At 71.1% G+C, this 26,375-nt stretch carries 23 protein-coding genes; 11 read left to right on the top strand and 12 right to left on the bottom strand.

All coding sequences use genetic code 11. From position 1 onward, the window contains the following. Window positions 1–6 precede the first annotated feature (6 nt). Together efeB and efeO are read right to left on the bottom strand one after the other, a co-directional pair. Window positions 7–1,284 carry an iron uptake transporter deferrochelatase/peroxidase subunit gene (gene efeB, locus RBJ65_RS39980; protein WP_306320893.1) on the bottom strand — a complete coding sequence of 426 codons (1,278 nt, stop codon included), beginning with the start codon at window positions 1,282–1,284 and terminating at the stop codon, window positions 7–9. 15 nt (window positions 1,285–1,299) lie between these two features. Then, window positions 1,300–2,448, bottom strand: a complete 1,149-nt coding sequence (gene efeO, locus RBJ65_RS39975) for an iron uptake system protein EfeO (RefSeq protein WP_306320894.1) — start codon at window positions 2,446–2,448, stop codon at window positions 1,300–1,302. A 132-nt stretch (window positions 2,449–2,580) separates the two neighbouring features. Here efeO and RBJ65_RS39970 point away from each other — a divergent pair, with 132 nt between their 5' ends. After that, window positions 2,581–3,225, top strand: a complete 645-nt coding sequence (locus RBJ65_RS39970; RefSeq protein ID WP_306320895.1) for a PhzF family phenazine biosynthesis protein — start codon at window positions 2,581–2,583, stop codon at window positions 3,223–3,225. Window positions 3,226–3,255: 30 nt separating this feature from the next. Here the strand turns inward: RBJ65_RS39970 and RBJ65_RS39965 are convergent, their stop codons facing one another. Both RBJ65_RS39965 and map read right to left on the bottom strand, forming a co-directional pair. Beyond that, window positions 3,256–3,924, bottom strand: a complete 669-nt coding sequence (locus tag RBJ65_RS39965; protein WP_306320896.1) for a heme oxygenase (biliverdin-producing) — start codon at window positions 3,922–3,924, stop codon at window positions 3,256–3,258. A gap of 103 nt (window positions 3,925–4,027) precedes the next feature. Further along, window positions 4,028–4,900: a type I methionyl aminopeptidase gene (gene map, locus RBJ65_RS39960; RefSeq protein WP_306320897.1), complete on the bottom strand. Its 873-nt coding sequence runs from the start codon at window positions 4,898–4,900 to the stop codon at window positions 4,028–4,030. Window positions 4,901–4,957: 57 nt separating this feature from the next. Here map and RBJ65_RS39955 point away from each other — a divergent pair, with 57 nt between their 5' ends. Then, window positions 4,958–5,179, top strand: coding sequence for a hypothetical protein (locus tag RBJ65_RS39955; RefSeq protein WP_306320898.1), 222 nt, complete (start codon window positions 4,958–4,960; stop codon window positions 5,177–5,179). A gap of 44 nt (window positions 5,180–5,223) precedes the next feature. On the opposite strand, the gene RBJ65_RS39950 is transcribed toward RBJ65_RS39955, so the two are convergent. Then, the gene (locus RBJ65_RS39950; protein WP_306320899.1) at window positions 5,224–5,823 is read right to left on the bottom strand and encodes a hypothetical protein; all 600 of its coding nucleotides are present in this window, start codon (window positions 5,821–5,823) and stop codon (window positions 5,224–5,226) included. 142 nt (window positions 5,824–5,965) lie between these two features. Here RBJ65_RS39950 and RBJ65_RS39945 point away from each other — a divergent pair, with 142 nt between their 5' ends. From RBJ65_RS39945 to RBJ65_RS39935, 3 genes are all read left to right on the top strand, one after another. Then, entirely contained in the window at window positions 5,966–7,060 is a 1,095-nt protein-coding gene (locus tag RBJ65_RS39945; protein WP_306320915.1) for an exo-alpha-sialidase, read from the top strand. A gap of 14 nt (window positions 7,061–7,074) precedes the next feature. After that, window positions 7,075–7,827, top strand: a complete 753-nt coding sequence (gene npdG / locus RBJ65_RS39940; RefSeq protein WP_306320900.1) for an NADPH-dependent F420 reductase — start codon at window positions 7,075–7,077, stop codon at window positions 7,825–7,827. Window positions 7,828–7,930: 103 nt separating this feature from the next. Then, window positions 7,931–8,116 (top strand): hypothetical protein, encoded by a 186-nt coding sequence (locus tag RBJ65_RS39935; protein WP_372341349.1) that lies wholly within the window; start codon window positions 7,931–7,933, stop codon window positions 8,114–8,116. Here RBJ65_RS39935 and RBJ65_RS39930 read toward each other — a convergent pair. Further along, on the bottom strand, window positions 8,106–8,906 hold the full coding sequence (locus RBJ65_RS39930; RefSeq protein ID WP_306320902.1) for a site-2 protease family protein: 801 nt from the start codon (window positions 8,904–8,906) through the stop codon (window positions 8,106–8,108). The two genes, RBJ65_RS39935 and RBJ65_RS39930, sit on opposite strands and share 11 nt — an antisense overlap. 132 nt (window positions 8,907–9,038) lie before the next feature. On the opposite strand from RBJ65_RS39930, the gene RBJ65_RS39925 reads away from it, so the two are divergent. Then, on the top strand, window positions 9,039–12,437 hold the full coding sequence (locus tag RBJ65_RS39925) for a BTAD domain-containing putative transcriptional regulator (protein ID WP_306332204.1): 3,399 nt from the start codon (window positions 9,039–9,041) through the stop codon (window positions 12,435–12,437). A 30-nt stretch (window positions 12,438–12,467) separates the two neighbouring features. Here RBJ65_RS39925 and RBJ65_RS39920 read toward each other — a convergent pair whose 3' ends face one another. The 3 genes from RBJ65_RS39920 to panB form a co-directional block, all read right to left on the bottom strand. Next, the gene (locus RBJ65_RS39920; protein WP_306323466.1) at window positions 12,468–13,304 is read right to left on the bottom strand and encodes an ABC transporter permease; all 837 of its coding nucleotides are present in this window, start codon (window positions 13,302–13,304) and stop codon (window positions 12,468–12,470) included. Beyond that, the gene (locus RBJ65_RS39915) at window positions 13,301–14,335 is read right to left on the bottom strand and encodes an ATP-binding cassette domain-containing protein (RefSeq protein WP_306323467.1); all 1,035 of its coding nucleotides are present in this window, start codon (window positions 14,333–14,335) and stop codon (window positions 13,301–13,303) included. The genes RBJ65_RS39920 and RBJ65_RS39915 overlap by 4 nt, the downstream gene beginning before the upstream one ends. Before the next feature lie 245 nt (window positions 14,336–14,580). After that, on the bottom strand, window positions 14,581–15,450 hold the full coding sequence (panB, locus tag RBJ65_RS39910; RefSeq protein ID WP_306323468.1) for a 3-methyl-2-oxobutanoate hydroxymethyltransferase: 870 nt from the start codon (window positions 15,448–15,450) through the stop codon (window positions 14,581–14,583). 197 nt (window positions 15,451–15,647) lie between these two features. Between panB and RBJ65_RS39905 the strand changes: the two genes are divergently transcribed. The 4 genes from RBJ65_RS39905 to RBJ65_RS39890 all read left to right on the top strand — a co-directional run bounded on the left by RBJ65_RS39905 (window position 15,648) and on the right by RBJ65_RS39890 (window position 20,580). Then, a complete protein-coding gene (locus tag RBJ65_RS39905; RefSeq protein WP_306323469.1) occupies window positions 15,648–17,246 on the top strand; it encodes a DHA2 family efflux MFS transporter permease subunit in 1,599 nt (532 codons plus the stop codon). Window positions 17,247–17,289: 43 nt separating this feature from the next. Continuing rightward, a complete protein-coding gene (locus tag RBJ65_RS39900; RefSeq protein WP_372341449.1) occupies window positions 17,290–17,928 on the top strand; it encodes a TetR/AcrR family transcriptional regulator in 639 nt (212 codons plus the stop codon). Between the two features lie 304 nt (window positions 17,929–18,232). Beyond that, on the top strand, window positions 18,233–19,216 hold the full coding sequence (locus RBJ65_RS39895; RefSeq protein WP_306323471.1) for an endonuclease/exonuclease/phosphatase family protein: 984 nt from the start codon (window positions 18,233–18,235) through the stop codon (window positions 19,214–19,216). 143 nt (window positions 19,217–19,359) lie between these two features. Continuing rightward, complete coding sequence (locus RBJ65_RS39890; protein WP_306323472.1) at window positions 19,360–20,580, top strand: MFS transporter; 1,221 nt, start codon at window positions 19,360–19,362, stop codon at window positions 20,578–20,580. A 54-nt stretch (window positions 20,581–20,634) separates the two neighbouring features. Here the strand turns inward: RBJ65_RS39890 and RBJ65_RS39885 are convergent, their stop codons facing one another. Both RBJ65_RS39885 and RBJ65_RS39880 read right to left on the bottom strand, forming a co-directional pair. Then, entirely contained in the window at window positions 20,635–22,287 is a 1,653-nt protein-coding gene (locus RBJ65_RS39885) for a multicopper oxidase family protein (RefSeq protein ID WP_306323473.1), read from the bottom strand. A gap of 63 nt (window positions 22,288–22,350) precedes the next feature. Continuing rightward, window positions 22,351–22,776 carry a DUF6153 family protein gene (locus tag RBJ65_RS39880; RefSeq protein ID WP_306323474.1) on the bottom strand — a complete coding sequence of 142 codons (426 nt, stop codon included), beginning with the start codon at window positions 22,774–22,776 and terminating at the stop codon, window positions 22,351–22,353. 70 nt (window positions 22,777–22,846) lie between these two features. Here RBJ65_RS39880 and RBJ65_RS39875 point away from each other — a divergent pair, with 70 nt between their 5' ends. Next, window positions 22,847–24,301: an APC family permease gene (locus tag RBJ65_RS39875; protein WP_306323475.1), complete on the top strand. Its 1,455-nt coding sequence runs from the start codon at window positions 22,847–22,849 to the stop codon at window positions 24,299–24,301. 23 nt (window positions 24,302–24,324) lie between these two features. Here the strand turns inward: RBJ65_RS39875 and RBJ65_RS39870 are convergent, their stop codons facing one another. Further along, entirely contained in the window at window positions 24,325–26,259 is a 1,935-nt protein-coding gene (locus RBJ65_RS39870) for a protease pro-enzyme activation domain-containing protein (protein ID WP_306323476.1), read from the bottom strand. Window positions 26,260–26,375: the final 116 nt, after the last annotated feature.

The following is a 26,375-nucleotide window of genomic DNA, read 5'->3' as shown; positions in this document are numbered from 1 at the left end:
GACCTGTCACGCCTCCTTCTGCTCGAAGAGGCCGCGGCCCCACCAGTCACTGCCGTCCCGCACCCCGGGCGGCACCGCGAACACCGCCGAACCGACGTGCTGGATGTACTCGCCCAGCGCGTCGGTCGCGAGGCTGCGCTGCACCGGGATGAACCCCTCGCGAACGTCCTTCTGGTACGCGAGGAAGAACAGGCCCGCGTCAAGGCGGCCGAGCCCGTCCGTGCCGTCGGTGAACGAATAACCGCGGCGCAGCAACGTAGCGCCGTGGTTGGAGTCCGGGTGCGCGAGCCGCACGTGCGCGGTCGGCTTCATCGCCTTCAGGAACGGCTCGTCGCGCTCCTTCGCCTTGCCGACGGGCGCGCCCTCGCCCTTGTCCCGGCCGAACACGTCCTCCTGCTCCTGAAGCGACGTACGGTCCCAGGTCTCGATGTTCATCCGGATCCGGCGGGCGACGAGATACGAGCCGCCCTTCATCCACCCGGCACCCGGGGCGTCCACCCACACGTGCTTGTCGAGGCGGCCGGTCTCGGTGCCCGCGATATTGCGGGTGCCGTCCTTGAAGCCCATGAGGTTACGAGGGGTCTGCGCGTCCGGCGTCGTCGACGACGTCTTGCCGAAGCCGAGCTGCGACCAGCGGATGGCGACCTTGCCCATGCCGATGCGGGCGAGGTTGCGGATGGCGTGCACGGCGACCTGCGGGTCGTCGGCGCAGGCCTGGACGCACAAGTCGCCGCCGCTGCGCGTCTTTTCGAGGTTCTCGCCGGGGAACTTCGGCAGGTCGACGAGGGCCTCGGGCCGCTTGCCCTCGATCCCGAGGGCCTTGCCGTGCTTCTCGAAGAGGGAGGGCCCGAAGCCGATCGTCAGCGTGAGCCGCGAGGGCTTGAGGCCGAGCGCCTCGCCGGTGTCGTCCGGCGGCGCCTCGACGAGCCCGCCGTACGCGCCCTCGCCGACGGCGTGCCCCTCGGTCATCCGCGCGGCGGCCTTCGTCCAGTCCTTCAGCAGTTGCACGAACTCGGCCCGGTCGTCCGTCTTCACGTCGAACGCCGCGAAGTGCAGCCGGTCCTGCACCGCCGTGGCGATCCCGGCCTGGTGCGCCCCGTGGAAGGGCACCGCGCCGCCGGTCTCCCCGGCGGGCCGCATGGTCGTATCGCCGTCCTCGCCGCCGGTCAGGGCGACGGCGCCGCCCGCCGCCACGGCACCGAGCGCGAGCCCGGCACCGCCGACGGTGAGCAGCGAACGACGGGAAGGGGAGGGGGAGTTGGTGACGTCTTCCGGTTCCGTCATGGCGGGCCTCCCGAACTACTTGACGACGGCCGCGGCCAGCTTCGAGAGCGGTTCCGCGAGCGCGTTGACGGCGTCGGACAGCTCCTTCTGCTCGGCCTTGCCGACCTTGTCGTAGGAGGTGAACTCGTAACCGCTCTTGTCCTCGCGGTACTTGTCGAGCAGCTCGTCCAGCGCGGCGAACTGCTTGTCGAGCTCCTTGGTGAGCGCGGCGTCGTTCTCCGCGGCGACCGGCTTGAGCAGCGCGTACGCCTTCTCGGCGCCCTCGACGTTGGCCTTGAAGTCGACGAGGTCGGTGTGCGAGTAGCGCTCCTCCTCGCCGGTGACCTTGCCGGTGGCGACCTCGTCGAGGAGTTCCTTGGCGCCGTTGGCCATGGAGGTGGGCGTGATCTCGGCCTTGCCGACGCGCCGCTGCCAGTCCGCGAGGTCCTTGTCCAACCGGTCGGCGAGCCCCTTCTCCTCCTTCCCGACCTTCTTGTCCTTCCACAGCGCCTTCTCCAGGCGGTGCCAGCCGGTCCACTTCTGGCCCTCTTCGAGGCCGTCGGCCCGCACGTCGACCTTCGGGTCGATGTCACCGAAGGACTCGGCGACCGGCTCGGTGCGCTCCCATCCGATACGGGAGGGGGCGTACGCCTTCTTGGCGGCGTCGAGGTCGCCGTCGCGCACGGCGTCCGTGAACGTCCTGACCTTCGGCAGCGTCTCGTCGGCCTGCGCCTGCGCGTACCCGCGGTAGGCGGCGACGGCCTTGTCCAGGCGCGGGTCGCGCTTCGCGGCCGCGGCCTTGCCGCCGGTGACCTTGACGTCCTGGCGGTGGCCCTTGCCCTTCATGCCGGGGATGCAGGCGATGCGGTAGTCGCCGCTCTTCACCTCGGCGGTGAGGCTGTGCTTGGTGCCGGGGCCGATGTTCTCGCGCTCGGAGACGATCCGGTCGTCCGGGAAGAGGATCTCCACCTCGGTGACCCGGGACCCCTTGTTCTCGACCGCCAACTCCACGTGTCCCGCCGGGAATCGGGTCTTGGAGACCTTGCAGCTGCTGTCGTCGGCGACCACCTTGACCGCACCTGAACCGGCGCTCTTGGCGTCGCTTTTCTCGGTGCAGCCCGTGACGGCGGTCAGGGCGGCCACCGCGGCGACAGCGGTGGACAGGGTGAGTCGGGCGGCTCGCATGCGGGCTCCAGGCACAGGTTCAACTAAGGCGGGCCTAACTTATATGAGGCTTACCTCAGTACCGCCCATGAAGAAGTCAGGGACCGGTCAAGGGCTGGTCAAGCGACGGAGTGCGCGTGGTTGACTTCCGGCATGAACGACTACGACGTGGTGCGCGTCTTCTGCGACCCCGCCGGCCGGCAGGGCAACGCGCTCGGCGTCGTCCGCGACGGCTCGCGCGTGCCGGACCAGGACGAACGACAGGCCCTCGCCACCGAGCTGGGCTTCAGCGAGACCGTCTTCGTCGACGACCCCGAGCGCGGCGCCATCGACATCTACACGCCGACCGCGCGGCTGCCCTTCGCCGGGCACCCGTGCGTGGGTGCGGCCTGGCTGCTCGACGTACCGGAACTCGTCGTGCCCGCGGGCGTCGTCGGGGCGCGCCAGGACGGCGAGTTCAGCTGGATCGAGGCGCGGGCGGAGTGGGCGCCGGGCCGCACGCTCCGGCAGTACGAGTCCGCGGCCGCGGTGGACGCGTTGCCGGTTCCTCCGGAGGGGGAGTGGGTCTACGCGTGGGCGTGGGAGGACGAGTCGGCGGGCCGCGTCCGCGCACGCGGCTTCCCCGGCCGCGGCGACGGCATCGTGGAGGACGAGGCGACAGGTGCGGCGGCGCTGACGCTGACCGCCCACCTCGACCGCGCCCTCAACATCCGCCAGGGCGCCGGCTCCCAAATCCTCACGGCCCCCCAACCGGACGGCCTGATCGAGGTCGGCGGCCGCGTACGCCTCACGGGCTGACCCCCGGGGCTCCGCCCCGGACCCCGCTGCTCAAACGCCGCAGGGGCTTGATTTACGGAACTCCTCGTCCAGGCCGCGGAACACCTCCGTGTTCAAGGCGAAGGCCCGCTTGCACTCGGCCACCACCCGCTGCCGCTCCGACTCGTCCACGGCGATGGTGTCCAGCAGCCCGCGGTAGTGCCGCTTGAACGCCGCGGGGTTGGGGACCCCCTCGAAAACGTAGAACCGCACCCCGTCCCCCTTGCGCGCGACCCCCCACGTCCTCTCCGCCTTGTCGCGAATGATCTGCCCACCCGACAGATCGCCGAGGTACCGCGTGTAGTGGTGCGCCACATACCCGCCCGGCCACGACGCCGCACACTCCTGGACCCGCGCCACGTACGCCGCCGTCTCCGGCAACGCGGACACCGTCTCCCGCCACCCCGCACCCCGCAGATGCGCGAGATCACGCTCCAACTCGGGCACGCGCAAAAGCTCCGGCCGCAGGAACGGCCCAGCCACCGGATCCTCAGCGAGCCGCCGCACGCCCGCACCGTCCTCAAGCGCCCGGTACACGAACCACAACTGCTCCGTGTACCGCGCGTACGCGTCCACCCCGAGACGCCCACCCAGCAGATCCGCCATGAACGTCGAGGTCTCCGCCTCCGTGTGCTGCTCGTGCGAGGCGGTACGGATCAGCGTGGAGAACGGGGTGTCCATCGGGCGTGCCTCCAGGTTTCCGACAAGCTGTCGGTAAAAGCGTACCCAGCGCCCCGATCAAGGGAACGTAAACCGAAAAAACCGAGGCCGAAGCGGGGAGGGACTACGGCAGCGTAAGAATCTCCGTGCCACTCTCCGTGACCACGAGCGTGTGCTCGAACTGCGCCGTCCGCTTGCGGTCCTTGGTGACGACGGTCCAGCCGTCCTCCCACATGTCGTACTCGTACGTACCGAGCGTGAGCATCGGCTCGATCGTGAACGTCATGCCGGTCTTGATCACCGTCGTCGCGTGCGGGGAGTCGTAGTGCGGGATGATCAGGCCGCTGTGGAAGGACGAGTTGATGCCGTGCCCGGTGAAGTCGCGCACGACGCCGTATCCGAAGCGCTTGGCGTACGACTCGATGACCCGGCCGATGATGTTGATCTGCCGCCCCGGCTTGACGGCCTTGATGGCGCGGTTGAGCGACTCACGGGTCCGCTCGACGAGCAGCCTCGACTCGTCGTCGACGTCTCCCACGAGATACGTGGCGTTGTTGTCCCCGTGCACGCCGCCGATGTACGCCGTCACATCGAGATTGATGATGTCGCCGTCGCGCAGCACCGTGGAGTCCGGGATTCCGTGACAGATGACCTCATTGACGCTCGTGCAGAGCGACTTCTGGAAGCCGCGGTAGCCGAGCGTGGACGGGTACGCGCCGTGGTCGCACATGTACTCGTGCGCGATGCGGTCCAGCTCGTCGGTGGTGACGCCCGGCGCGATCGCCTTCGCCGCCTCCTCCATCGCCCGCGCCGCGATCCCCCCGGCGACCCGCATCGCCTCGATGGTCTCCGGGGTCTGCACCTCGGGGCCCTTGTACGGGGTCGGCGCGGGCTTGCCGACGTACTCGGGGCGCCGGATGTTCCCGGGCACGGAGCGGATGGGGGAGATCTCCCCCGGAACGAGCAGGGTGGGCGACGCTTGCGACTGGCCAGACATGCCAGCGAGTGTAACGAGCGTGCGTGGGGGAGCATGGCGGAGAGGAGAGGAGCCGCCGTGGCGCTGTTCAAGAAGCGGACCGTAGGAAAGCCGGGCGAGTGGTACTACTGCCTGGAACACAAGAAGGTCGAAGAGGGCCCCGAGTGCCCCAACAAGGACCGTTTCGGCCCCTACGCCTCCCGCGAGGAGGCCCAGCACGCAATGGAAACGGCCCGCGAACGCAACCTGGAATGGGACACCGACCCCAAGTGGGGCCCCTCAAGCCCCTCCGGCGATTGAGGAGCGGGGTCCGGGGCAGAGCCCCGCGCGGGTAGCCGAAACCATCACCACCGAGCCGGCGGCGGCGCGGTCAAATGATCCGCAAGCCGCGACAACCGATCCCGCACCCCCCGCCGCCCCCGCGGAGCGGCCCCCGCATTCTCACCCGCCGCCGCACTCACCAAATGCTGCACCGTATCCAGATCAAGATCGGTGTCCCCAGGCACGCTCAACCCGTCGTGCGCCATCGCGCGCAACTCCCCACCGCCCTCCAACGCCAACACCGTCGCCCCCGCCCGCCGCGCGTCATGCACCCGCTCCAACAACGGCGCCCCCGCCTCGTCCGGCGCCACCACCAGCAACGTCTCACCCCGCCGCGCCGCCTCAAGGCGCCCGAGCCCGACGGCCAGGTGCGCCGGATCGTCGGGACGCGCCGCGTGCCGCACCAGCGTGGGCGCCAGCTCCGGCGTGCCGGACCACGCCGCCTCGTCGACCAGGTGGGCCGCCAGATGCCACGGCTCGTAGCTCGGCGTGCCCACGAGCAGCAGCCCACCCCCGTGCGCCGCCACCGACGACCGCAGTGCCCCGGCGAAACGACGCGTGGCGGCGGGCCACTCGGTCCCGGCGAGCACCTCGCGCAACAGTGCCACTCGTACGGCGTCCATGGGGCGCATGGTGCCTCAAGTGCCGTGCCGGTTCCCCTCGTTCACGGGAACACCGCCCGAACGAGATGAGGCGCGCGGGCAGCAGGCAACCGGAAGTTCACGAGAAGTTATCCGCGGCGGGCACCATGACGGCATGACGGCCATGCCCGCGACCTCCATCCCGTTCCGCGCCGGCGACTCCGGCTACGCCAGCTTCCGCATCCCCGCCGTCGTACGCGCAGCCGACGGCACCCTGCTCGCGTTCTGCGAGGGGCGGCGCGGTTCCAGCGAGGACTTCGGCGACATCGACATCGTGCTGCGCCGCTCCGCCGACGGCGGCCGCACCTGGGGCCCGCTCCAGGTCGCCGTCGCCAACGGGCGCGACCTCGCCGGTAATCCGGCCCCCGTCGTCCTCGCCTCGGGCCGCGTCCTGCTCGTCCACATCCGCAACGCCGCCGCCGCGACCGAGGACGCCATCCGGCGCGGCCGGGTCTCCGCCGCCGACGGACGCCGCGTGTGGATCACGCACAGCGACGACCACGGCGCCACCTGGGGCCCCTCCCGGGAGATCACCGCCACGACGAAGAAGCCGGGCTGGCGCTGGTACGCGACCACGCCCGGCCACGCCGTCCTGACCCGCGAGGGCCGGATCGTCGTCCCCGCCAACCACTCCCTGCCGCCGACCGGCACGGACACCGGCACCGAAGGCACGTACAACGGCGGCCACTGCCTGCTCAGCGACGACGACGGCGCGACCTGGCGGATCGGCTACGTCGACGACGGCACGACCGCCCCCGACAACTACATCAACGCGAACGAGACGACCTGCGCCCAACTCCCCGACGGTCGCCTCTACTTCAACACCCGCAACGACTCCCCGGCCCCCGGCGCCCGCGCCGACGCCCACTCGACCGACGGCGGCGAACACCTCGCCCAGCCCTTCCGCCCACAGGCCGGCCTCACCGGACCCGTCGTCGAGGGCAGCCTGCTGCACCTCGGAGAGCCCGACGTGCTGCTCTACTCGGGCCCCGCCGACCCCGGATTCCGCGCCCTGATGACGGTCCGCCGCAGCCTCGACGGCGGCGTGACCTGGCAGGACGCCCACACCGTCGACGGCAGGCCCGCCGCCTACTCCGACCTCGTACGCGCCGACGCCGACACCGTCGGCCTGCTCTACGAGACCGGGGACTTCACCGCGTACGGGACGATCACGTTCCGGCGGATCCCGGTAGCGGCTCTCACCAGCCCGTACGCCTGAGTAGGGTCGGCCGCATGACCTCTACCGAAAGCAGCCAGACCAGCAGCCAGGGCGGGCAGAGCGGCCAGAGCGGCCAGAAGGCGCCGGCCAAGGACCCCTGGGACCTGCCCGATGTCTCCGGTCTCGTCGTCGGCGTCCTCGGCGGAACCGGGCCGCAGGGCAAGGGCCTCGCCTACCGCCTCGCCCGCGCGGGCCAGAAGGTGATCCTCGGCTCCCGCGCCGCCGAGCGCGCGCGGACCGCCGCCGACGAACTCAACGCACAGGGCCTGGCCATCGAGGGCGCCGACAACGCCGAGTGCGCCCGCCGCAGCGACATCGTGATCGTCGCCGTGCCCTGGGACGGCCACGGCGCCACCCTCGAAGCCCTCCGCGAGGAGCTGCGCGGCAAGCTCGTCGTCGACTGCGTCAACCCGCTCGGCTTCGACAAGAAGGGCGCGTACGCCCTGAAGCCGGAGGAGGGCAGCGCCGCCGAACAGGCCGCCGCCCTGCTCCCGGACTCGCGGGTCGCGGCCGCCTTCCACCACCTGTCGGCCGTGCTGCTCTCCGACCCGGAGGTCGACGAGATCGACACCGACGTCATGGTCCTCGGCGAGGAGCGCGCCGACGTGGAGATTGTGCAGGCGCTCGCCGGACGCATCGCCGGCATGCGCGGTATCTTCTCGGGCCGGCTGCGCAACGCCCATCAGGTCGAGTCCCTCGTCGCCAACCTCATCTCCGTGAACCGCCGCTACAAGGCACACGCGGGGCTGCGCGTCACGGACGTATGACGGACGTATAGCCGCGTTCCGGCCGCGCCGGGGCATGGGGGACACTGGACGGCGAACACCGCCGCCTGTGTACGTGTACGTGTCCGTATTGGAGTCGACCCCCATGCCCCGCATCGCACTGTTCGCCCTCGTCGTCTGCCTCCTCGCGGTCGCGGCCGCCGTGGTCTCCTTCACTCAGGGCAGCTTCCTCGGGATCGTGTGGGTGCTGATCGCGGGCATCACGTCGAACATGACGTGGTTCTACGTACGCAAGGCGAAGGCGGAGAAGCAGGCGGCGCCTACTGCGTGAACACCGGGATCTCCGGGGTGCCCTGCCAGAAGCGGTAGAACTGCTGCCCCCAGTACGTGTCCCACTCGTGGACGCCGAGCGCGCCGAGCACCGCGTCGATCGCGTCGAAGAACCACTGGTTGACTCCCGGCAGCCACAGCACCGCGAACACGGCGAGGAGCCCGAACGGCGCGAACGGCTCCACCTGCCGCCTGATCTTGTACGAGAGCCAGGGCTCGATGACGCCGTACCCGTCCAGGCCCGGCACCGGCAGGAAGTTCAGGATCGCCGCCGACACCTGGAGCAGGGCGAGGAACGCGAGCGCGTAACGGAAGGTGTCCGGCACGCCGTCCAGCACGTCCAGCCAGAACGGCGCCGTGCAGACGACCGCGAACAGGACGTTCGTCAGCGGGCCCGCCGCCGAGATCAGGCTGTGCCGCCAGCGGCCCTTGATCCGCCCCCGCTCGATGAAGACGGCGCCGCCGGGCAGGCCGATCCCGCCCATGATCACGAATATGACCGGCAGCACGATGCTGAGCAGCGCGTGCGTGTACTTCAGCGGGTTCAGGGTCAGATAGCCCTTCGCCCCGATCGAGATGTCGCCGCTGTGCAGCGCCGTGCGCGCGTGCGCGTACTCGTGCAGACACAGCGACACGACCCAGGCGCCCGTCACGAACAGGAACACGGCGAAGCCCGGCTGGGACGCGAAGTCCGTCCACACCGCCCAGCCGGCCACCGCCGTGATCGCGGCGATGCCGAGGAAGACGGGGCTGATCCGGTTGTCGCCGCGGCGTGCGGTTGCGGTGGTCATGGGGTGGAGGCTCCCGGGCTGGGTGGTCGGTCGGACGGGGGAGGGGTGGTTGGTCCACCGAACGTACTCGCTGTTGCGCTGTCTGTGGGAAACGTGTCGCCGTACGGCGGGAGTTCCGGTCCAGGTGGGGGCGTGGAGAATGGGGCCGTGCGCTACCGCATCCTCGGCACCACGCAGGCAATCCGCGACGACGGCACGGCCGTCCCGGTCGGCGGGGCGCGGCTGCGTGCCCTGCTCACGGTGCTCGCGCTGCGGGCCGGGCGGGTGGTGCCCGCGGGGATCCTGGTCGACGAGGTGTGGGGCGAGGAGCCGCCGGCGGACGCGGTGGGGGCGTTGCAGGCGCTGGTCGGGCGGTTGCGCAGGGCCCTGGGCGCGGCGGCGATCTCCTCGGCCGAGGGTGGGTACCGGCTGGCCGCCTCCGCCGATGACGTCGATCTGTTCCGGTTCGAGCGGCTGACCGGGGACGGGGTGCGGGCGTTCGCGGACGGGGACGCGGCGAAGGCGCTCGACGTGCTCGACGAGGCGCTCGCGTTGTGGCGGGGGCCGGTGCTGGCGGATCTTCCGGACCGGGTGGGGGAGGTCGCGCGGTGGGACGCGCGGCACCTCGATGCGCGGCGTGCTCGCGGCGCCGCGTATGTGGCGCTCGGGCGGGCGGGGGAGGTGCTTCCCGAGTTGGCCGCGCTGTGTGAGGCGCATCCCTTGGACGAGCCGCTTCAGGTGTTGCGGTTGAGGGCGTTGCGCTCCGCGGGGCGGGGGGCGGAGGCGTTGGAGGCGTATGAGGAGGTTCGGCGGGGGTTGGCGGATGCGCTTGGGGTGGATCCGGGGGTGGAACTCCGTTCGGTGCACGAGGAGTTGTTGACGCCGACCGCTCCTACGCCACGGGGCTCCGCCCCGGACCCCGCGCCTCAAGCGCCGGCGGGGCTTGATGTGCCCACCCGTCCGCACACCTCTCGGGGCTCCGCCCCGGACCCCGCTGCTCAATCGCCGCAGGGGCTTGATGTGGCTCACCCTGTGGTCCCGGGGAATCTTCGGGCGCGGCTCACCTCTTTCGTGGGGCGCGACGACGACCTGAACGCCATCCGCGCCGAGCTGACCCACGTACGACTGGTGACACTCCTCGGGCCCGGCGGCGCCGGCAAGACGCGGCTGTCGCAGGAGGCCGCGGAGGGGGTCGGAGGGGTGCCGGACGGGGTGTGGCTCGCGGAGTTGGCGCCGGTGAGCGACCCGGCGGCCGTGCCGGAGGCGGTCGTGAGCGCGCTCGGGGCGCGGGAGACGGTGCTGCGCGGCGCCGGCGCGGAAGAGCTCCGCGTCGCCGGTGACCGGCAGGGCGACGACCCGCTCGTGCGGCTCGTGGAGCACTGCGAGGGGCGGAGGTTGGTGCTCGTTCTCGACAATTGCGAGCATGTTGTGGACGCTGCTGCCGCGCTGGCCGAGGACCTGCTCGCCCGCTGTCCCGGCGTCACCATCCTCGCCACGAGCCGCGAACCCCTCGGCGTACCAGGGGAGTTGCTGTATCCCGTGGAGCCGCTCCCGGAGCCGTACGCGCTGCGGCTGTTCGGGGAGCGGGGCGCTGCCGTGCGGCCCGGGTTCACCACGGACCAGGATCCGGAGGCCGTCGGCGAGATCTGCCGCCGCCTCGACGGACTGCCGCTCGCCATCGAACTCGCCGCCGCCCGGCTGCGGATGCTCACGCCCCGCCAGATCGCGGACCGCCTCGACGACCGGTTCCGGCTGCTCACCTCCGGCGCCCGCACCGCCCTGCCCCGCCAGCAGACGCTGCGCGCGGTCGTCGACTGGTCCTGGGACCTGCTCGACGAGCCCGAGCGCGCCACCCTCGCCCGGCTCTCCGTGTTCAGCGGCGGCTGCGACCTCCCGGCGGCGGAGGCCGTCTGCGGGCCGGACGCGCTCGACACCCTCGCCTCTCTCGTCGACAAGTCGCTCGTCGTCGCCGCCCCGGAGGGCGAGGAGGGCAGCGGCGGCATGCGCTGCCGGCTTCTCGAAACCGTTTCCGAGTACGCGGGCGACCGCCTCGACGAGTCCGGCGACCGCGCCGCCGCCGAGCGCGCCCACCTCACGTACTACCGCGAACTCGCCCGCACCACCGACCCGTTGCTCCGCGGCAGCGGTCAGCGCGCGGCCCTCGCCCGCATCGAGCGGGACTACGAGAACCTGCGCACGGCGCTGCGGCACGCCGTCGCCGCCCGCGACGAACAGGAGGCGTTCTGCCTCGTCCTCTCCCTGTCCTGGTTCTGGCAGATGCGCGACCTGCGCCTCGACGCCCGCACGTGGACGGGGGAGGCGGCGGCGCTCGGCCCGGACCCGTTCGACGGGCCCGGCAGCCCGGCCCCGCCCCTGCACCAGAGCTGCACCGACACCCCGCCCCCGCTGACCGGCGAGCTGTTCGAGGAGGCGCGCCGCCAGGTCCATCTGTGCCGGCTCGGCTACATGGACATGGAGATGGACCAATGGCAGACCGAGCGGGGGCAGGCGCGCCTCCGCTCCGTCATCGACACCTACCGCCCCGACCTCCCGCAGGCCTGCCGCCCGCCCGGCAACATCTGGTACTTCGCCGTCCTGATGACCGGCGACATGGACCGGCTGCAACGGCTCGCCGACCTGTCCGCCCGCACCTGCCGCGAGCTCGGCTACGACTGGGAGCTGGCCCTCGTACTCCAGATGCGGGCCAATGTCTTCGCCAACCGCACCGAGTGGGCGGAGTCCGGACTCGCGGACGCCGACGAGTCGTTGGCCCTGTTCAGCCGGCTCGGCGACGAGTGGGGGACCGCGGAGGCGCTGTCCGCGCGCGGCGAGGCGTACGAGAAGCTCGGCCGGTTCGAGGACGCCGCAGAGGACTACACGCGCGCCCGCGAGGTCGCCGTCAGCATGGGTGCCCACTCGCAGTCGGCGATCCTCCAGGTCCGGCTCGGGCAGGCGAGGATCGAGCAGGGGGCGGCCGAGGAGGGTGAGGCGCTGCTGTGGGACTCCCTGGAGGACGGGCGCAGGCACACCAACGAGTCCCGGCCCGCCGCCCGCCTCTTCCTCGTCTCGCACCTCGCCACGACCGGCCGCACCACCGAGGCGCGCGAGCAACTGGTGCTGTTGCGCGGGGAGTTCAAGGCGGCGCAGATCGGGTTCTTCCACGGCATGACCATCGGCATGGAGGCGATGATCGACGTCGTCGACGACCGCACCGAGGACGCCGTCCGGCTGGTGCGGGAGTGCCTGGAGATCGCGCGGGACCCGCTGTCCGCGCTCGTCATGCCGCAGCTCGTGTCGATCCACCTGTGCACCGCCGCGCGCGCCGTCGCCCAGCGCGGCGGGGCGGGCGACGCCGTGGCCGCCGCGCGGCTGCTCGGCGCCGCCGACGCGGCGACCCCCGAGGGCCACAAGCCGGCCCTCCTGGAACGTACGTGGCGGGCGGGCGGCGAGGTGGACGTGCGCGCGCTGCTCGACGGGGCGGCGTACGCGCGGGCATACACAGAGGGCGGTGGCCTCTCCTTGGAGGAGGCCACCGCCCTGCTGGACGACTGACGCGAACCGGCGGATCCGTGGGCGGCCCGGTCAGCTCTGCTTGGTGAACTTGCGGATCGCGACCGGCGCCATGATGGCGGTGATCAGCAGCGACCAGGCGACCGTCACCCACACGTCGTGGGCGGCCGGACCGCCGACCATCAGGCCGCGGCAGGCGTCCGCGAGCGTCGACATCGGGTTCCAGTCCGTGAAGGCCTGCAGCCAGCCCGGCATCGACTGCGTCGGCGCGAAGATCGACGAACCGAACTGCAGCGGCATCATCACCAGGAAGCCCATGGCCTGCACGGCCTGCGCCGTCTTCATCGTGACGCCGAGCGTCAGGAAGATCCACATGACGGAGGAGCCGAACAGCGCGGTCAGGCCGACCGAGGCGAGCAGACCTCCCCAGTTGGTGATGTCGAAGCCGACAAGCAGCGCGACGATCATCAGGATCGTGATGGCGACGAGCAGCCGCAGCAGTTCGACGGAGACCTTGGCCATGAGGACCGAACCGCGCCCGATGGGCAGCGTGCGGAAGCGGTCCATGATGCCCTTGTGGAAGTCCTCGTTGAAGCCGGTTCCCACGCCCTGCGCGATGTTCATGCTCATCATCGCGATCATGCCGGGGATCACGTACTGGACGTACGCGTCCTGGCCGCCGCCCATCGAGGCGCCGATGGAGCCGCCGAAGACGTACACGAACAGGAGCGTGAAGATGATCGGCATGAGCACCGCGTCCATCATCGACTCCGGGTCGTTGCGGATCCACAGCAGATTGCGGCGGACCAGCGCGCCCGTGTGCCGCAGATGGCCGCGCAGGCCGATCTTGGGGTCGGCCTCGACGGTGATCGTGGGGGCCGCGGTGGGGGAGAGGGTGGTGGCACTCATACGGCGGCCTCCTCGAACTCGGGCCGTGCGTCCTCCGGGGCGGAGGCCTTCTGGCCGGTGATGGACAGGAACACCTCGTCCAGGCTGGGCAGTTCGGAGCCGATCGAGGCGATCGTGATGCCGCGCGCGGTGACCGCGCCGACCACGGCGGTGAGCTGCTCGTCGCTGAGCACGGGGACCAGGACGGCCCCGGACTCGGTGTCCACGGTGGTGGTGGCGAGGCCCGTGAGCCCCATGTCGTCTATCGCGTGCGCCAGCGGGCGCAGCTCCAGCGGGTCGGCCGGGCGGATCCGCAGGGTGCGGCCGCCGACCTTCGCCTTCAGGTCCTCGATGCCGCCGGCGGCGATGACCTGGCCGCGGTCGATGACGGTGAGCTCGGAGGCCAGCTGCTCGGCCTCCTCCATGTACTGGGTGGTGAGGAGGACGGTGACGCCGTCCCGCACCATGCTCTGGACCTCCGCCCACACCTCGTTACGCGTACGGGGGTCGAGGCCGGTCGTCGGCTCGTCCAGGTAGAGGACGTGCGGGCGGCCGATCATCGACGCCGCGAGGTCGAGGCGGCGGCGCATGCCGCCGGAGTACGTCTTCGCGGGGCGGGAGGCGGCGTCGGTGAGGCTGAACCGCTCCAGGAGCCCGTCGGCGCGGGCCTTCGCCTCCTTGCGGGAGAGGTCGAGGAGCCTGCCGATCATGTACAGGTTCTCGCGGCCGGAGATCTTCTCGTCGACCGAGGCGTACTGGCCGGTGAGGCCGATCACGCGGCGGAGCTGGCGGGGCTGGTGCACGGCGTCGTAGCCGGCGACGATCGCCGTGCCGGAGTCCGGGGTGATCAGGGTGGACAGGCAGCGCACGAGGGTGGTCTTGCCGGCGCCGTTCGGGCCGAGCACGCCCATCACGGTGCCCTCGTGCACGTCCAGGTCCACGCCGTCCAGGGCTTTGGTCGCGCCGTAGTGCTTGACCAGTCCCCGCACGGACACGGCGACCGGGCGGTTGCCGTGCCCGCCGTTGTCGGGAGTCTTGTCGATTCGCGTCATGCCTACGAAGGTGCCATCCGGCACCGACAATCCACCGACAGCCGCCCTACAGGGGGCGGGGGCCGCCGACAGCGGGCCGACATCGCCTACGTCGCGGGGCTCTGCCCCGGACCCCGCTGCTCAATCGCCGCAGGGGCTTGATAGACCAAGCTCCTGCGGCGATCGAAAGGTGCGCACATCAAGCCCCGCCGGCGATTGAGGCGCGGGGTCCGGGGCGGAGCCCCGCGACGTGGGGGCGGCACGGCTCAGCGGACGGAGTGTTCCTCCTGGGGGAACGTTCCGCCGACGACGTCCTCCGCGAACGCCTGCGCCGCCTCCGACATGACCGACCTCAACTCCGCGTACTTCTTCACGAAGCGCGGCATCTTCCCGCCGGTCAGGCCCAGCGCGTCCGTCCAGACCAGGACCTGCGCGTCCGTCTCGGGCCCCGCCCCGATCCCCACCGTGGGGATGTGCAGCGCACGCGTGACCTCGGCCGCCAGCTCCGCCGGGACCAGTTCCAGGACGACCGCGAACGCGCCCGAGTCCTGCACCGCCTTCGCGTCCCGCAGCAACTGCTGGGCCGCCTCCTCGCCGCGCCCCTGCACCCGGTACCCCTGCGTGTGCACCGACTGCGGGGTCAGGCCGATGTGGGCCATGACGGGGATGCCGGCGTCGACGAGCAGCTTGATCTGCGCGTGCGAGCGCTCGCCGCCCTCCAGCTTCACCGCCCCGACCCCGGCCTCCTTCACCAGCCGCATCGCGGAGCGCAACGCCTGCGTCGGGCCCTCCTGGTAGGACCCGAAGGGGAGGTCGGCGACGATCAGGGCGCGGGACGTGCCGCGTACGACCGCGGCCGACAGCATCACCATCTGGTCGAGGGTGACCGGCACCGTCGTGTCGTATCCGAGGTGGCAGTTGCCCGCCGAGTCGCCGACCAGCATCACGGGGATGCCGGCCTCGTCGAAGACCGACGCCGTCATCGCGTCGTACGCCGTGAGCATGGGCCACTTCTCGCCCCGGTCCTTCGCGAGACCGATGTCCCGGACCGAGACCCGCCGCGTCCCCTTGCCCCCGTACAGCGCGGTGGGCCGGGATTCCTTCTGGGCAGCCGAAAGCTCTGTCTGTTGCGTCATCGCAACGGCTCCATTCATGTCGTCTCGAGGCGCCCTGACGGCGTCCCCGGATCGGTTCCATGGTGGCACCGCGTGCCGCACCCGCGCCAGGCCCCCTACGGATCCCGTGCCCCATCCACGTAAAGCCTCGGCAAGGCTTCGTATTCGATTTTCAATACGAGACGGTTCCGTATCGAAATGGGTCTAGGGTCGGCCGTATGACGACCACTCCTGCCGTCCCACAGGACCCTCGGCTCGACCGGATCCACCGCCGCCGATGGGTGATCCTCGGCGTGCTCATGCTGAGCCTGCTGATCGTCGTCCTCGACAACTCGATCCTGAACGTCGCGATCAAGACGATCTCCACCCCCGAACCCGTCGGGCTCGGCGCCTCGCAGAGCGAGCTCGAGTGGGCCATCAACGCGTACACGCTCGTCTTCGCGGGCCTGCTGTTCACGGCCGGGCTGCTCGGCGACCGGATCGGACGCAAGAAGGTACTGATCGGCGGGCTCGTCGTCTTCGGCATCGGCTCCGCCCTCGCCGCCGAGTCCGGTACGCCGGCCCAACTCGTCGCGTTCCGCGCGGTGATGGGCCTCGGCGCCGCCTTCGTCATGCCGGCCACGCTCGCCGTCCTGATGAACGTCTTCGAGCGCGACGAACAGCCGAAGGCCATCGGCATCTGGGCCGGCGGCGTCGGGCTCGCCATCGCCATCGGGCCGATCACCGGCGGGCTGCTCCTCGACCACTTCTGGTGGGGCTCGGTCTTCCTCGTCAACGTGCCGATCGTGATCATCGCCGTCGTGCTGATGCTCGCGCTCGTGCCGGACTCCAAGGACCCGAAGCCGGGACGGATCGACCTCGTCGGCGTCGCGCTGTCCATCGTCGGCCTCGTCCTGCTCGTCTACGGGATCATCAAGGGCGGCGACGAGGGCGACTTCACCGGCGCCAAGGTGCTGTCCACGATCGCCGCGGGCCTCGCCGTGCTCGTCGCCTTCGTGCTGTACGAGAAGCGCAGCGACCACCCGTCGTTCGACATGAACTACTTCAAGGACAAGGTGTTCTCGGCCGCCATGGCCGGCATCGCGCTCGTCTTCTTCGCGATGATGGGCGTCACGTTCTTCGCGTCGTTCTACATCCAGAGCGTGCGCGGCTACTCGCCGTTGCAGACCGGCGCGTTCCTGCTGCCGCTCGCCGCCGCCCAGTTGATCTTCGCGCCGCGGGCCCGGCTCGTCGTCGCGAGGCTGGGGGTGCGGGTCACCACGACCGGGGGTCTGGTGCTGCTCGCGGCCATGCTCGCCGCGTTCACGCTCCTCGACCAGGACACCCCGATCTGGATCATGGAGGTCATCTTCTTCTTCATGGGTACGGGGATGGCCCACGTCATGACGCCGACCAGCGTCGTCATCATGCAGTCGCTGCCGCGCGAGAAGGCGGGCTCGGCCTCCGCGCTCAGCAATACGTTCCGGCAGGTCGGCGGCGCGCTCGGGATCGCCGTGCTCGGCTCGGTGCTGGCCACCGCGTACAAGAACGGGATCGAGGACCAGCTCCTGCCGCTGCCCGCCGGGCTGCGGGACGCCGCGGGCGCGTCCATCGAGGCCACGCTCGGCGTCGCCGAGAAGCTCGGGCCGCGGGGCGAGGCGCTGGTGGCGGCGGCCAACGACTCCTTCGTGCACGCCATGCACATCACCGCGCTGTGCGGCGCGGGCGTCGCCGTGCTCAGCGCCGTCCTGACCGGGCTCTTCCTGCCGCGCAAGCCCAAGGATCCGCCCGCCGAGCAGAGCGGTGAACAGTCGGAGAAGGTCGGCGCGGGGCACTGAGCCGCCACTGAGCTGCGGGTTGAGACAATGCGCCGGGCCGGTCGTGAGTGGTGAAGGGCGGAGAGCGGTGGGCGTGGGCGAGGAACGGGGCGGTGCTCCCGTGCGGGGGCGACCCCGCAGTGAGGCCGTCGAGCAGGCGATCATCGAGGGCGTCATCCAGCTGCTCGAACAAGGTGTGCCGCTCACCGCGCTGTCCATCGAGCGCATCGCGCGTACGGCGGGTGTCGGCAAGGCCACGATCTACCGGCGGTGGAGCGGCAAGGAGGAGCTCTTCGTCGACGTCGTCGCCTCCATCGAGGAGCCGGATCCCGCGGATCTGCCGGGCACCTCGATGCGGGACGATCTCGTACGGCTGCTTGAGCACATGCGCAGGCGGGGGCTCAGCATGCGGACGTCGGCGCTGCTGCACAACGTCCTCGCCCAGATGAAGACGCTGCCGAGGCTCTGGGACGCGTACCAGGAAGTCGTCGTGGAGCCGCGGCGGCGGGTGACGCACGAGGTGGTGCGGCGTGGGGTCGCGGAGGGGGAGTTGCCGGCGGGGACGGATGTCGAGTTCGCGGCGGATCTGCTGACCGGGCCGATGTTGTTGCGGACCGTGATGCGGTCCGACGCTCCGCTGGCCGGGGATCTCGCCGAGCGCATCGTCGACACGGTCCTGGCGGGGTTGCGGGCCGCACCTTAAGCCCCTGCGGCGATTGAGCAGGCGGCTCCGTGGTTGCGGACTCGGGGCTCTGCCCCGGACCCCGCTGCTCAATCGCCGCAGGGGCTTAATTTGCCCACTCGCCGCCGAGGCGTGATTTGGTCGCCCGGCGTCGGGGCTTAAATCGTGCGGGTTTCGTCACAAGGCGGGGTTCCGGGGCGGTCACCCGGAACTCAAGGCGCCGCCGCACACGTCCCCCAGACCGTAGAGGAACGGAAAGCCGCTGCTCATCGCCTACTGTTTCGGGCGAGGGCAGCGGGCACGGCAGCAGTGAGGCGACGAGGGCATGGCGCAGGCGTACAACGGCGGCGACGGCAGCGGAACCGGGTCCACCGGACTGCGCGACCCCGGTTACTGGCGGCGCGGCATCGTCCTCGCGGTGCTCGCGATCCTGCTCGCGCTGGTCATGGTGCTGCACGCGCAGATCCCCAACACGATCGGCAACCTCGGCTCGCTGACCGAGACCTTCCTGCCGTGGCTGGGCGTCTTCATCCCGGTGCTGCTCGTCCTGGGCTTCGTACGGAAGTCGGCGACCGCGGTGATCGCGGTGCTGGCCCCGGCGATCGTCTGGTTCAACCTGTTCGGCGGGCTGCTCACCGACAAGACGGGCGACGGCGGCGAGCTGACCGTCGTCACGCACAACGTGAACGCCGAGAACGCCGACCCGGCCGGCACCGCGAAGGACCTCGCCGCGTCCGGCGCCCAGGTCATCGCCCTGGAGGAGGTCACGGGCCAGTCGCTGCCGACGTACCGGGACACGCTCGCGGACGCCTACCCGTACCACACGGTGCAGGGCACCGTCGGGCTGTGGAGCAAGTACCCGCTCTCGGACACCAGGGCCGTCGACATCAAGCTGGGCTGGAAGCGGGCGCTGCGCGCGACCGTCGCGACGCCCGAGGGCAAGGTCGCGGTGTACGCCGCGCACCTGCCGTCGGTGCGGGTGAAGCTCGACTCCGGGTTCACCGCGAGCCAGCGCGACGAGAGCGCGGACGCGCTCGGTGAGGCGATCGCCGACGAGCCGATCGACAAGGTCGTCCTCCTCGGCGACCTGAACGGCACGATGAACGACCGCGCCCTGAACGGCGTGACCTCGCAGATGCGCTCCACGCAGGGCGCCGCGGGTTCCGGTTTCGGGTTCAGCTGGCCGGCCGCGTTCCCGATGGCCCGCATCGACCAGATCATGGTCAAGGGCGTGGAACCGGTCTCCTCGTGGACGCTGCCGAAGACCGGGAGCGACCATCTGCCGATCGCGGCCCGCGTCGACCTCTGACGTTCGACCTCCGGCGTTCGACCTACGACGTTCATCGCGTGTCATACGGCTTTAACCTCATGGAATAGCGGACGCGGGAGCCTTTGTTCCGTACGTAAACTTACGTACTTACGCCGCCGTTACCGCTACCCGAAAGATGCTCCATGCCCCTCGCCCTGCTCGCGCTCGCCGTGGGCGCCTTCGGCATCGGCACGACCGAGTTCGTCATCATGGGCCTGCTGCCCAACGTCGCCGACGACCTCCACATATCGATCCCGACCGCCGGACACCTCGTCTCCGCGTACGCGCTCGGCGTCGTCATCGGCGCCCCGCTGCTCGCCGCGGTCACCGCGCGCATGCCGCGCCGCCGGGTGCTCATCGGCCTGATGGCCCTGTTCGTCGTCGGCAACGCGGTCTCGGCCGCGGCCCCCGACTACCACTCGCTCATGCTCGCCCGCTTCGTCAGCGGGCTGCCGCACGGGGCGTTCTTCGGCGTCGGCGCGGTCGTCGCGACCTCGCTCGTGGCCCCCGAGCGCAAGGCCCGCTCGGTGTCGATGATGTTCCTCGGCCTGACCATCGCCAACGTCGTCGGCGTGCCCGCCGCGACCGCGATGGGCCAGCAACTGGGCTGGCGCGCCACGTTCCTCGCGGTCAGCGCGATCGGGCTCGTCGCCATCGCGGCGCTGCTGGCCCTCGTCCCCGCGGACCACGGCCACGGCGAGACGGCCACCGGCCTGCGCGGCGAACTGCGGGCCCTGAAGTCGCTGCCCGTCTGGCTCGCGCTCGGTACGACGGTCGCCGGGTTCGGCGCGCTCTTCGCCGCGTACAGCTACATCACGCCGATGCTCACCGACGCGGCGGGCTACGCGGACGCCTCCGTGACCCTGCTCCTCGCGCTCTTCGGCCTCGGCGCCACCATCGGCAACCTCATGGGCGGCCGCCTCGCGGACCACTCCCTGCGCGGCACCCTCTTCGGTGGCCTGACCTCGCTCGTCGTGGTCCTGGCGGTCTTCCCGCTCCTGATGCGTACGGAGGTGAGCGCGGCGCTCGCCGTCTTCCTCCTCGGCATGGCGGCGTTCACGACCGGCTCCCCGCTCCAGCTCATCGTGATGGAGAAGGCCTCCGCGGCCCCCTCCCTCGCCTCCTCCGCCAACCAGGCCGCCTTCAACCTGGCCAACGCCGGCGGCGCCTGGATCGGCGGCCTCGCGCTCGCCGCGGGCTTCGGTGTGACGTCCCCGGCGGTCGCGGGCGCGGCGCTCGCGCTGCTCGGGCTCGGCGTCGCGGCGGTGGCGTACGCGGTGGACCGCGGCCGGGGTACGGCGGGGCCGGGACGCCTCGTGGCCTCGCACATTCCGGAGGCCGAGGAGGCTTCCGTACGTCACTGAGGGCGCGGCGGCGCCTCGTCGGCGCCGCCGCGGTCAGCGGTCGGCGGGGAGCGGTCAGCGGCGGTAGCCGAGCACCGTCATCATCCCCGCCTCCGAGTGGTACACGTTGTGGCAGTGGACCATCCACAGCCCCGGGTTGTCCGCGTCGAAGTCGGCCGTGAGCGTGCCGTTCGGCAGGACGATCGCCGTGTCCTTGCGGGGGCCGCCCGCCACGTTCGCCACGGAGAAGGTGTGGCCGTGCAGATGCACCGGGTGCCACATCGTCGTCGAGTTGGCGAAGACGAGGCGGACCCGCTCGCCCGCCCGCACCGGGTACCGCTCGTCCGGGTCGTACGGCTTCTTGTTGAAGGCCCAGTCGTACTTGGCCATTCCGCCGGTCAGTTGGAGCCTGATCGTCCGGTCCGGCTTACGGGACGACAGCGCCACCGAGTCGTCAGCCCGCAGCTTGTCCGCCGTGAGCAGCCGGCCGTTCAGCTCCTTGGGGCGGACCGAGGCACCCGGCGTCGCACCCGAACCCGTACGCAGCACCGCCATCCCCGACGCCTTCTTGCCCTCCGCGAGCGCCGTCAGCGGGAACACCCCGTCGCCCGCCGTCACCAGCACGTCGTACCGCTCGCCCATCCCGAGCAGCAACGCCTCCGTCTTCGCGTGCCGCACCGGGAAACCGTCCGTGTGCGTCACCGTCATCTCGTGGCCGCCGAGCGCGACGCGGAACGCCGTGTCGCCGCCCGCGTTGATGAACCGGATCCGGACGCGGTCGCCGGGGCGGGCCTTGAGGGACGAAGGGGCTGCGGGCGTACGGCCGTTGACCAGGTAGTACGGGTACTTCACGTCGCCCGCGTCGCCGCCGAGCAGATCGCTCCTGGCGCCCATCATCATCCGGGAGGGGCCACCGGGGGACTCGTCGGAGCGCATCGACATGCCCTCCATCCCCGGCATGTCGTGCCCGGAGTGACCGCCCCCGCCGGAGCCGCCCGAGCCACCGGAACCGCCGCCGTGGTCCATGCCCCCGTGGTCCATCCCCTTCCGCAGCTCCTTCAGCACCGCGTCAGGCGTCGAACCGTCCACCCCGTCGACCCAGTCGTCGAGGACGACCACCCACTCCTTGTCGTAGGAGAGCGGCTCCTTCGGGTCCTCCACGATCAGCGGCGCGTACAGGCCGCGGTCCTGCTGGGTGCCCGAGTGCGGGTGGAACCAGTACGTGCCGGGGTGCGCCACCTTGAAGCGGTACGTGAAGTCGGCGCCCGGCGCGATCGGCTTCTGGGTCAGGCCCGGTACGCCGTCCATGTCGTTGCGCAGCGCGAGGCCGTGCCAGTGCATGGACGTGGGTTCGGGGAGGTGATTGGCGAGGGTGAGGTCGAGGGTGTCGCCCGCCGTCACCCGGACCTCCTTGCCGGGCAGGTCGCCGCCGTACGACCAGGACTTGACGGTGCGGTCGCCCAGGTCGAGCCGGGTCGCGGCGGCCGTGAGGCGGACCTCGCGGGTCCGGCCGCCGGAGCCGCGCTTCTTCTCGGCGGCGGCGACCTCCTGGCCCGCCGGGTCGACGTAGCCGCCGGGCGCGGCTCCGGATCCGCCGTGTCCGCCGTGTCCGGCCGAACCGGAAGGCGAGCCGGAGGAGCAGGCGGCCAGGGTTCCCGTCCCGGCCACGGCGATCGCCGCGCCGAGCACGGTGCGGCGGGTGGTGGTGCGCGGAGTCTCCTTGCGCATGCGTGGGTACCTCGCTGTCGATGAGGGTGAAGTGGATTCAGGCGCGCGAAAGCGGGCGCAGGCCTAAATGCGCAGCACCGACAGTTGGGAGAGCAGTCTTCGTGGCGGGGGCGGGTTCGGCCGCTGGTCGAAGGAGAGGCCCCGGGCGCGCGGGCCCGGCGCGACCGCCGCGAGCAGCGGTCGCAGCACCACCGCCGTCAGCAGAACAAGCAGCGTGAACGAGCCGAGCACGGCCAGGCACACGTTCAGCGGGTCCATGCCGCCGTGGCCGGGGGAGTCGGAGTGGTGTTCGCGCGTGGCGGCGGGGGCGGCTTCGTGCGCGGCGGAGTGCGTCGCCGTCACGGTCGTCGGCGCGCCCGTGGACGGCTCGTGCCCCGAGGAATGCCCCGTCGGATGCCCCAACGTATGCATGCAGACGATCCCGAAGAGCAGCGCCGCGAACAGCAGCAGCCGCTGCCACCGCCCCGTGCCGCGCCGCGTCGTCACCATGCCCCGCACCTTACCCCCACCCCGTATCCCGCGAGGTGCGGCCTCCGCGTCCTGACCGGATCATGACTCCATGACAACTCCGGACGATCCCGGGCAGAACGTTCACGCCGTGCAGCATGCCGCGCAGGACGACGACGGCAATCGCCGTCAGTTCATCTCCTGGGTCACCCTCGGCCTGATGACCACGGCCTCCGTCGCCAGCCTGCGGCCCTCGCCGTCCATGGCGATCTACGGACTCGCCGCGATCTTCCTCTACCTGCTGCCCGCCGTCGTCTTCCTCCTCCCCACCGCGCTCGTCGGCGCCGAACTGGCCTCCGGCTGGACGGGCGGCATCTACCGCTGGGTGAGCGAGGCGCTCGGCAAGCCGCTCGGGTTCATCGCCGTGTGGTGCCAGTTCGCGATGACCATCGCGTACTACCCGAGCCTGCTCGCCTACGTGGCGTCCACCTTCGCGTACGTCATCCACCCGAGCCTCGCCGAGAACGGCCTGTACGTCGCGATCTGCATCGTCGTCCTGTACTGGGCCGGTGTGTACGTGAGTTCGCGCGGCACGAAGACCATCGCCGGGCTGTCCTCCCTCGGGCTCATCATCGGCACGCTCATCCCGGGCGTCGTGCTCGTCGTGCTCGGGCTCGTCTTCCTCGGGCAGGGCAATCCGTCGGCCGCGCCGATGGACGGGAGTCACTGGCTGCCGCCGTGGACGGGCCTCGCGAGCCTCGTCCTCATCGTCAACAACTTCCTGTCCTACGCGGGCATGGAGATGAACGGCGTGCACGTGTCCTCGCTGCGCAGCCCGCGCGCCGAGTACCCGCGCTCGGTCTTCCTCGCGACCGGCCTCGTACTCCTCATCTTCATCCTCCCGGCCCTCGCGATCAGCTGGGTCATGCCCGCGAAGGAGCTGAGCCTGACCGCCGGGCTCATGCAGGCGTTCCAGGCGTTCTTCGACCACTTCGGGGTCGGCTGGATGACGAAGATCGTCGGCGTGATGCTGGTGTGCGCGGCGCTCGGCGGCATGCTGACGTGGCTGGCCGGGCCCGCGAAGGGACTTGTGCTGCTGTCGCGGCAGGAGGGGTATCTGCCGCCGTTCCTGCAGAAGTTCAACAAGTACGGCGTGCCGCAGAACGTGATGGTCGCGCAGGGCGTGCTGACGACGCTCATCGGGGTGCTGTACGCGTTCAGCCACGACGTGTCGAGCCAGTACTGGATGTTCTCCGTCATCACGATCCAGATCTATCTGGTCGCGTATCTGCTGATGTTCGTGGCCGTCGTGCGGCTGCGGCGTACGCAGCCGGACGCGCCGCGCGGCTTCGTCGTCCCGGCCGTCAGCGCCGTCGCGGGCGTCGGCTTCGTGGCCTCGCTGCTGGCGCTCGTGATCGGCTTCGTGCCGCCGGACCAGTACGACACCGGGCCGCTGTGGCGCTATCTGCTGATCGTCGGCGGCGGGCTGCTCGTGCTCGGCATCGCGGCGCCCGTCGCGTTCCTCAAGTTCCGCAAGCCGAGCTGGATCCACCCCGAGTACCGGTAGCCGGTAGCCGGGGCGTCCGCGGGTCAGCGGCGGTACGAGTTCACGTAACCCGGAGCCGGCGAGCCGACCCCCGTCACGTCGTCGTAGCCCCTGACGGCCTTCAGGGAGGCGTCCTTGCCGAGGCTGCGCACCGACGTGAGCAGGCCCTCCGAGGAGTCGTAGCTGTTGGCGTAGTCGACGCGGACCACCGCGTGGTCCTCGCCGCCCGGCCGGTCGACGACGTCGTGGTACTTCGCCGAGCCGTACCGGTCGTAGATCGCCGGGTTCGCGAAGCCGAGCGCCTTGCCGCCGCCCGTCTGCTGCGCAAGCGCCTGCACGCCCGCGATCACCGGCGCGGCGAGCGAGGTGCCGCCGATGCGGTACTCGTCGTAGCCCTGCGAGCCGTCGGGCATGGTCTGCGTCTGGCCGACCAGGAAGCCGGTGTTCGGGTCGGCGATCGCGGCGATGTCCGGGACGACGCGGTTCGTGCCGCCGTTGGCGCCCGCCAGCGCGTCAGGGACGACGCCCTTCTGGTAGTCCGGCTGCGCGACCGTCCTGCTGGTGCCGCCGCCCGCGCCCGAGGTGTACGCGCCGGGGAAGTCGGTCCAACTCTTGCCGTCCGCCGCGAGGTTGGACTTCAGGGTGCCCCAGCCGGTCTCCCACTGGTACGTGTCGCCCTTGCCGACGGCGAGGGACGTACCGCCGACGGCCGTCACCCACGCCGAGTTGGCGGGCGTGTCGACCTGCTTCGTACCCGTCGACGCGACGTTGTCGCCGTTGTCGCCGGACGAGAAGTAGAAGCCGATGCCCTCGACGGCGCCCAGCTGGAACACCTGGTCGTAGGCGGCGGCCAGTTCGGGCGTCTGGTTGGCCTCGATGTCGCCCCAGGAGTTGGAGACGATGTCGGCCAGGTGGTTGTCGACGACCTTGCCGAGCGAGTCGAGCAGATCGTCGTCGTAGCAGGAGGCCCCGCCCACGTACGTGATGTCGGCGGCGGGCGCCATCGCGTGCACGGCCTCGACGTCGAGGGTCTCCTCGCCGTACCAGCCCGCCGCGTCGCACTCCTTGATCCTCGAGTACTTCTTCGGCAGCACCTGCTTCAACTGCCCGGTGCTGTACGGCGCGTCACCGTGCTTCTGCGCGTACGTCGCCGCGTCCTTGGCGATGGTCGGCGAGGCGTACGCGTCGGTGATCGCGACCTTGACCCCCTTGCCGGTCGCCTTCCCGGCGCCGTACGCGGCCCGCAGCTGCTTGCCGGTGTAGCCCTTCGGGGCGTACGGGGCCTTGCCGCCGTACGCGTCCGGGAGCGTCGTCGCGGTGTTCGAGCCGTAGTACGTGGAGAACGGTCCGGCGTTGCGGAACACGGCGCTCGGCGGCGGCAGTTGGGTCTTCTTCGTCGCCTTGTGCGGGGCGCTGTCCAGGCCGGTCACCGTGAGCACGGCGCCGTCGAGGGAGGCCGGGACGGAGGCGGTGCCGGACGGGGCGCGGTAGGTGTGGCCGCCCTTGGTGTAGTCGTGCAACTGGGTGCCGAAGGCCTTCTCGGCGGCGGCCACGTCGCCCGACACGGACAGATAGCGCGCGGTGGAGCCGGTCACGGTCAGGCCGGAGGACTTCAGCCAGGCCGTGACCTGGGCTATCTGCTCCTTCGTCGCGCCGAAGCGCTGGTGCGCCTCCTTGGCGCTCAGGTATTGCTTGTACTGCTCGGACGACGGATCGGACACGGCCTTCGCGTACTGGGCGAGGCCCTTGGCGTCCCGGCCCGCGAGGTAGACGCGCGCGGTGACCTTGCCGCCGTCCGCCGTGTCGCCCTTGTCGGCGGCGCCGGTTGCCCACAGCGGCCTGGTGCCGGAGAGGGTGTCGCGGGCGCTGGACTGGGCGTGCGCCGGGGCGGCGAGGGCGAGGGCGCCGGCGAGCAGCGGCAGGGTCGCCGCGAGGCTCAGGCCGGCACGGGTGCGGCGTGCGCCGCGATGGGATCTCATGTTGTAACCCCCCTGGATAGAGGTGCTGGAGATGCGGCGGTACGCATGTAGCGCACACGCAGCGAGAGCCCACTCTTGCCAACAACCGTTCACGCGGGGGAAATGGGTCGATCAAG

It is taken from the genome of Streptomyces sp. KL109B, from assembly GCF_030766935.1.
GTDB lineage: Bacteria > Actinomycetota > Actinomycetes > Streptomycetales > Streptomycetaceae > Streptomyces.
The sequence above is the reverse complement of the archived record's forward strand: the minus strand, read 5'-3'. Positions and strand labels throughout refer to the sequence as shown.

What these genes read in the sequence shown, in the direction of transcription:
- efeB (WP_306320893.1), bottom strand. Translation starts at nt 1,284, where the DNA reads ATGACGGAACCGGAAGACGTCACCAACTCCCCCTCCCCTTCCCGTCGT.
- efeO (WP_306320894.1), bottom strand. Translation starts at nt 2,448, where the DNA reads ATGCGAGCCGCCCGACTCACCCTGTCCACCGCTGTCGCCGCGGTGGCC.
- RBJ65_RS39970 (WP_306320895.1), top strand. Translation starts at nt 2,581, where the DNA reads ATGAACGACTACGACGTGGTGCGCGTCTTCTGCGACCCCGCCGGCCGG.
- RBJ65_RS39965 (WP_306320896.1), bottom strand. Translation starts at nt 3,924, where the DNA reads ATGGACACCCCGTTCTCCACGCTGATCCGTACCGCCTCGCACGAGCAG.
- map (WP_306320897.1), bottom strand. Translation starts at nt 4,900, where the DNA reads ATGTCTGGCCAGTCGCAAGCGTCGCCCACCCTGCTCGTTCCGGGGGAG.
- RBJ65_RS39950 (WP_306320899.1), bottom strand. Translation starts at nt 5,823, where the DNA reads ATGGACGCCGTACGAGTGGCACTGTTGCGCGAGGTGCTCGCCGGGACC.
- RBJ65_RS39945 (WP_306320915.1), top strand. Translation starts at nt 5,966, where the DNA reads ATGCCCGCGACCTCCATCCCGTTCCGCGCCGGCGACTCCGGCTACGCC.
- npdG (WP_306320900.1), top strand. Translation starts at nt 7,075, where the DNA reads ATGACCTCTACCGAAAGCAGCCAGACCAGCAGCCAGGGCGGGCAGAGC.
- RBJ65_RS39935 (WP_372341349.1), top strand. Translation starts at nt 7,931, where the DNA reads ATGCCCCGCATCGCACTGTTCGCCCTCGTCGTCTGCCTCCTCGCGGTC.
- RBJ65_RS39930 (WP_306320902.1), bottom strand. Translation starts at nt 8,906, where the DNA reads ATGACCACCGCAACCGCACGCCGCGGCGACAACCGGATCAGCCCCGTC.
- RBJ65_RS39920 (WP_306323466.1), bottom strand. Translation starts at nt 13,304, where the DNA reads ATGAGTGCCACCACCCTCTCCCCCACCGCGGCCCCCACGATCACCGTC.
- RBJ65_RS39915 (WP_306323467.1), bottom strand. Translation starts at nt 14,335, where the DNA reads ATGACGCGAATCGACAAGACTCCCGACAACGGCGGGCACGGCAACCGC.
- panB (WP_306323468.1), bottom strand. Translation starts at nt 15,450, where the DNA reads ATGACGCAACAGACAGAGCTTTCGGCTGCCCAGAAGGAATCCCGGCCC.
- RBJ65_RS39905 (WP_306323469.1), top strand. Translation starts at nt 15,648, where the DNA reads ATGACGACCACTCCTGCCGTCCCACAGGACCCTCGGCTCGACCGGATC.
- RBJ65_RS39895 (WP_306323471.1), top strand. Translation starts at nt 18,233, where the DNA reads ATGGCGCAGGCGTACAACGGCGGCGACGGCAGCGGAACCGGGTCCACC.
- RBJ65_RS39890 (WP_306323472.1), top strand. Translation starts at nt 19,360, where the DNA reads ATGCCCCTCGCCCTGCTCGCGCTCGCCGTGGGCGCCTTCGGCATCGGC.
- RBJ65_RS39885 (WP_306323473.1), bottom strand. Translation starts at nt 22,287, where the DNA reads ATGCGCAAGGAGACTCCGCGCACCACCACCCGCCGCACCGTGCTCGGC.
- RBJ65_RS39880 (WP_306323474.1), bottom strand. Translation starts at nt 22,776, where the DNA reads ATGGTGACGACGCGGCGCGGCACGGGGCGGTGGCAGCGGCTGCTGCTG.
- RBJ65_RS39875 (WP_306323475.1), top strand. Translation starts at nt 22,847, where the DNA reads ATGACAACTCCGGACGATCCCGGGCAGAACGTTCACGCCGTGCAGCAT.
- RBJ65_RS39870 (WP_306323476.1), bottom strand. Translation starts at nt 26,259, where the DNA reads ATGAGATCCCATCGCGGCGCACGCCGCACCCGTGCCGGCCTGAGCCTC.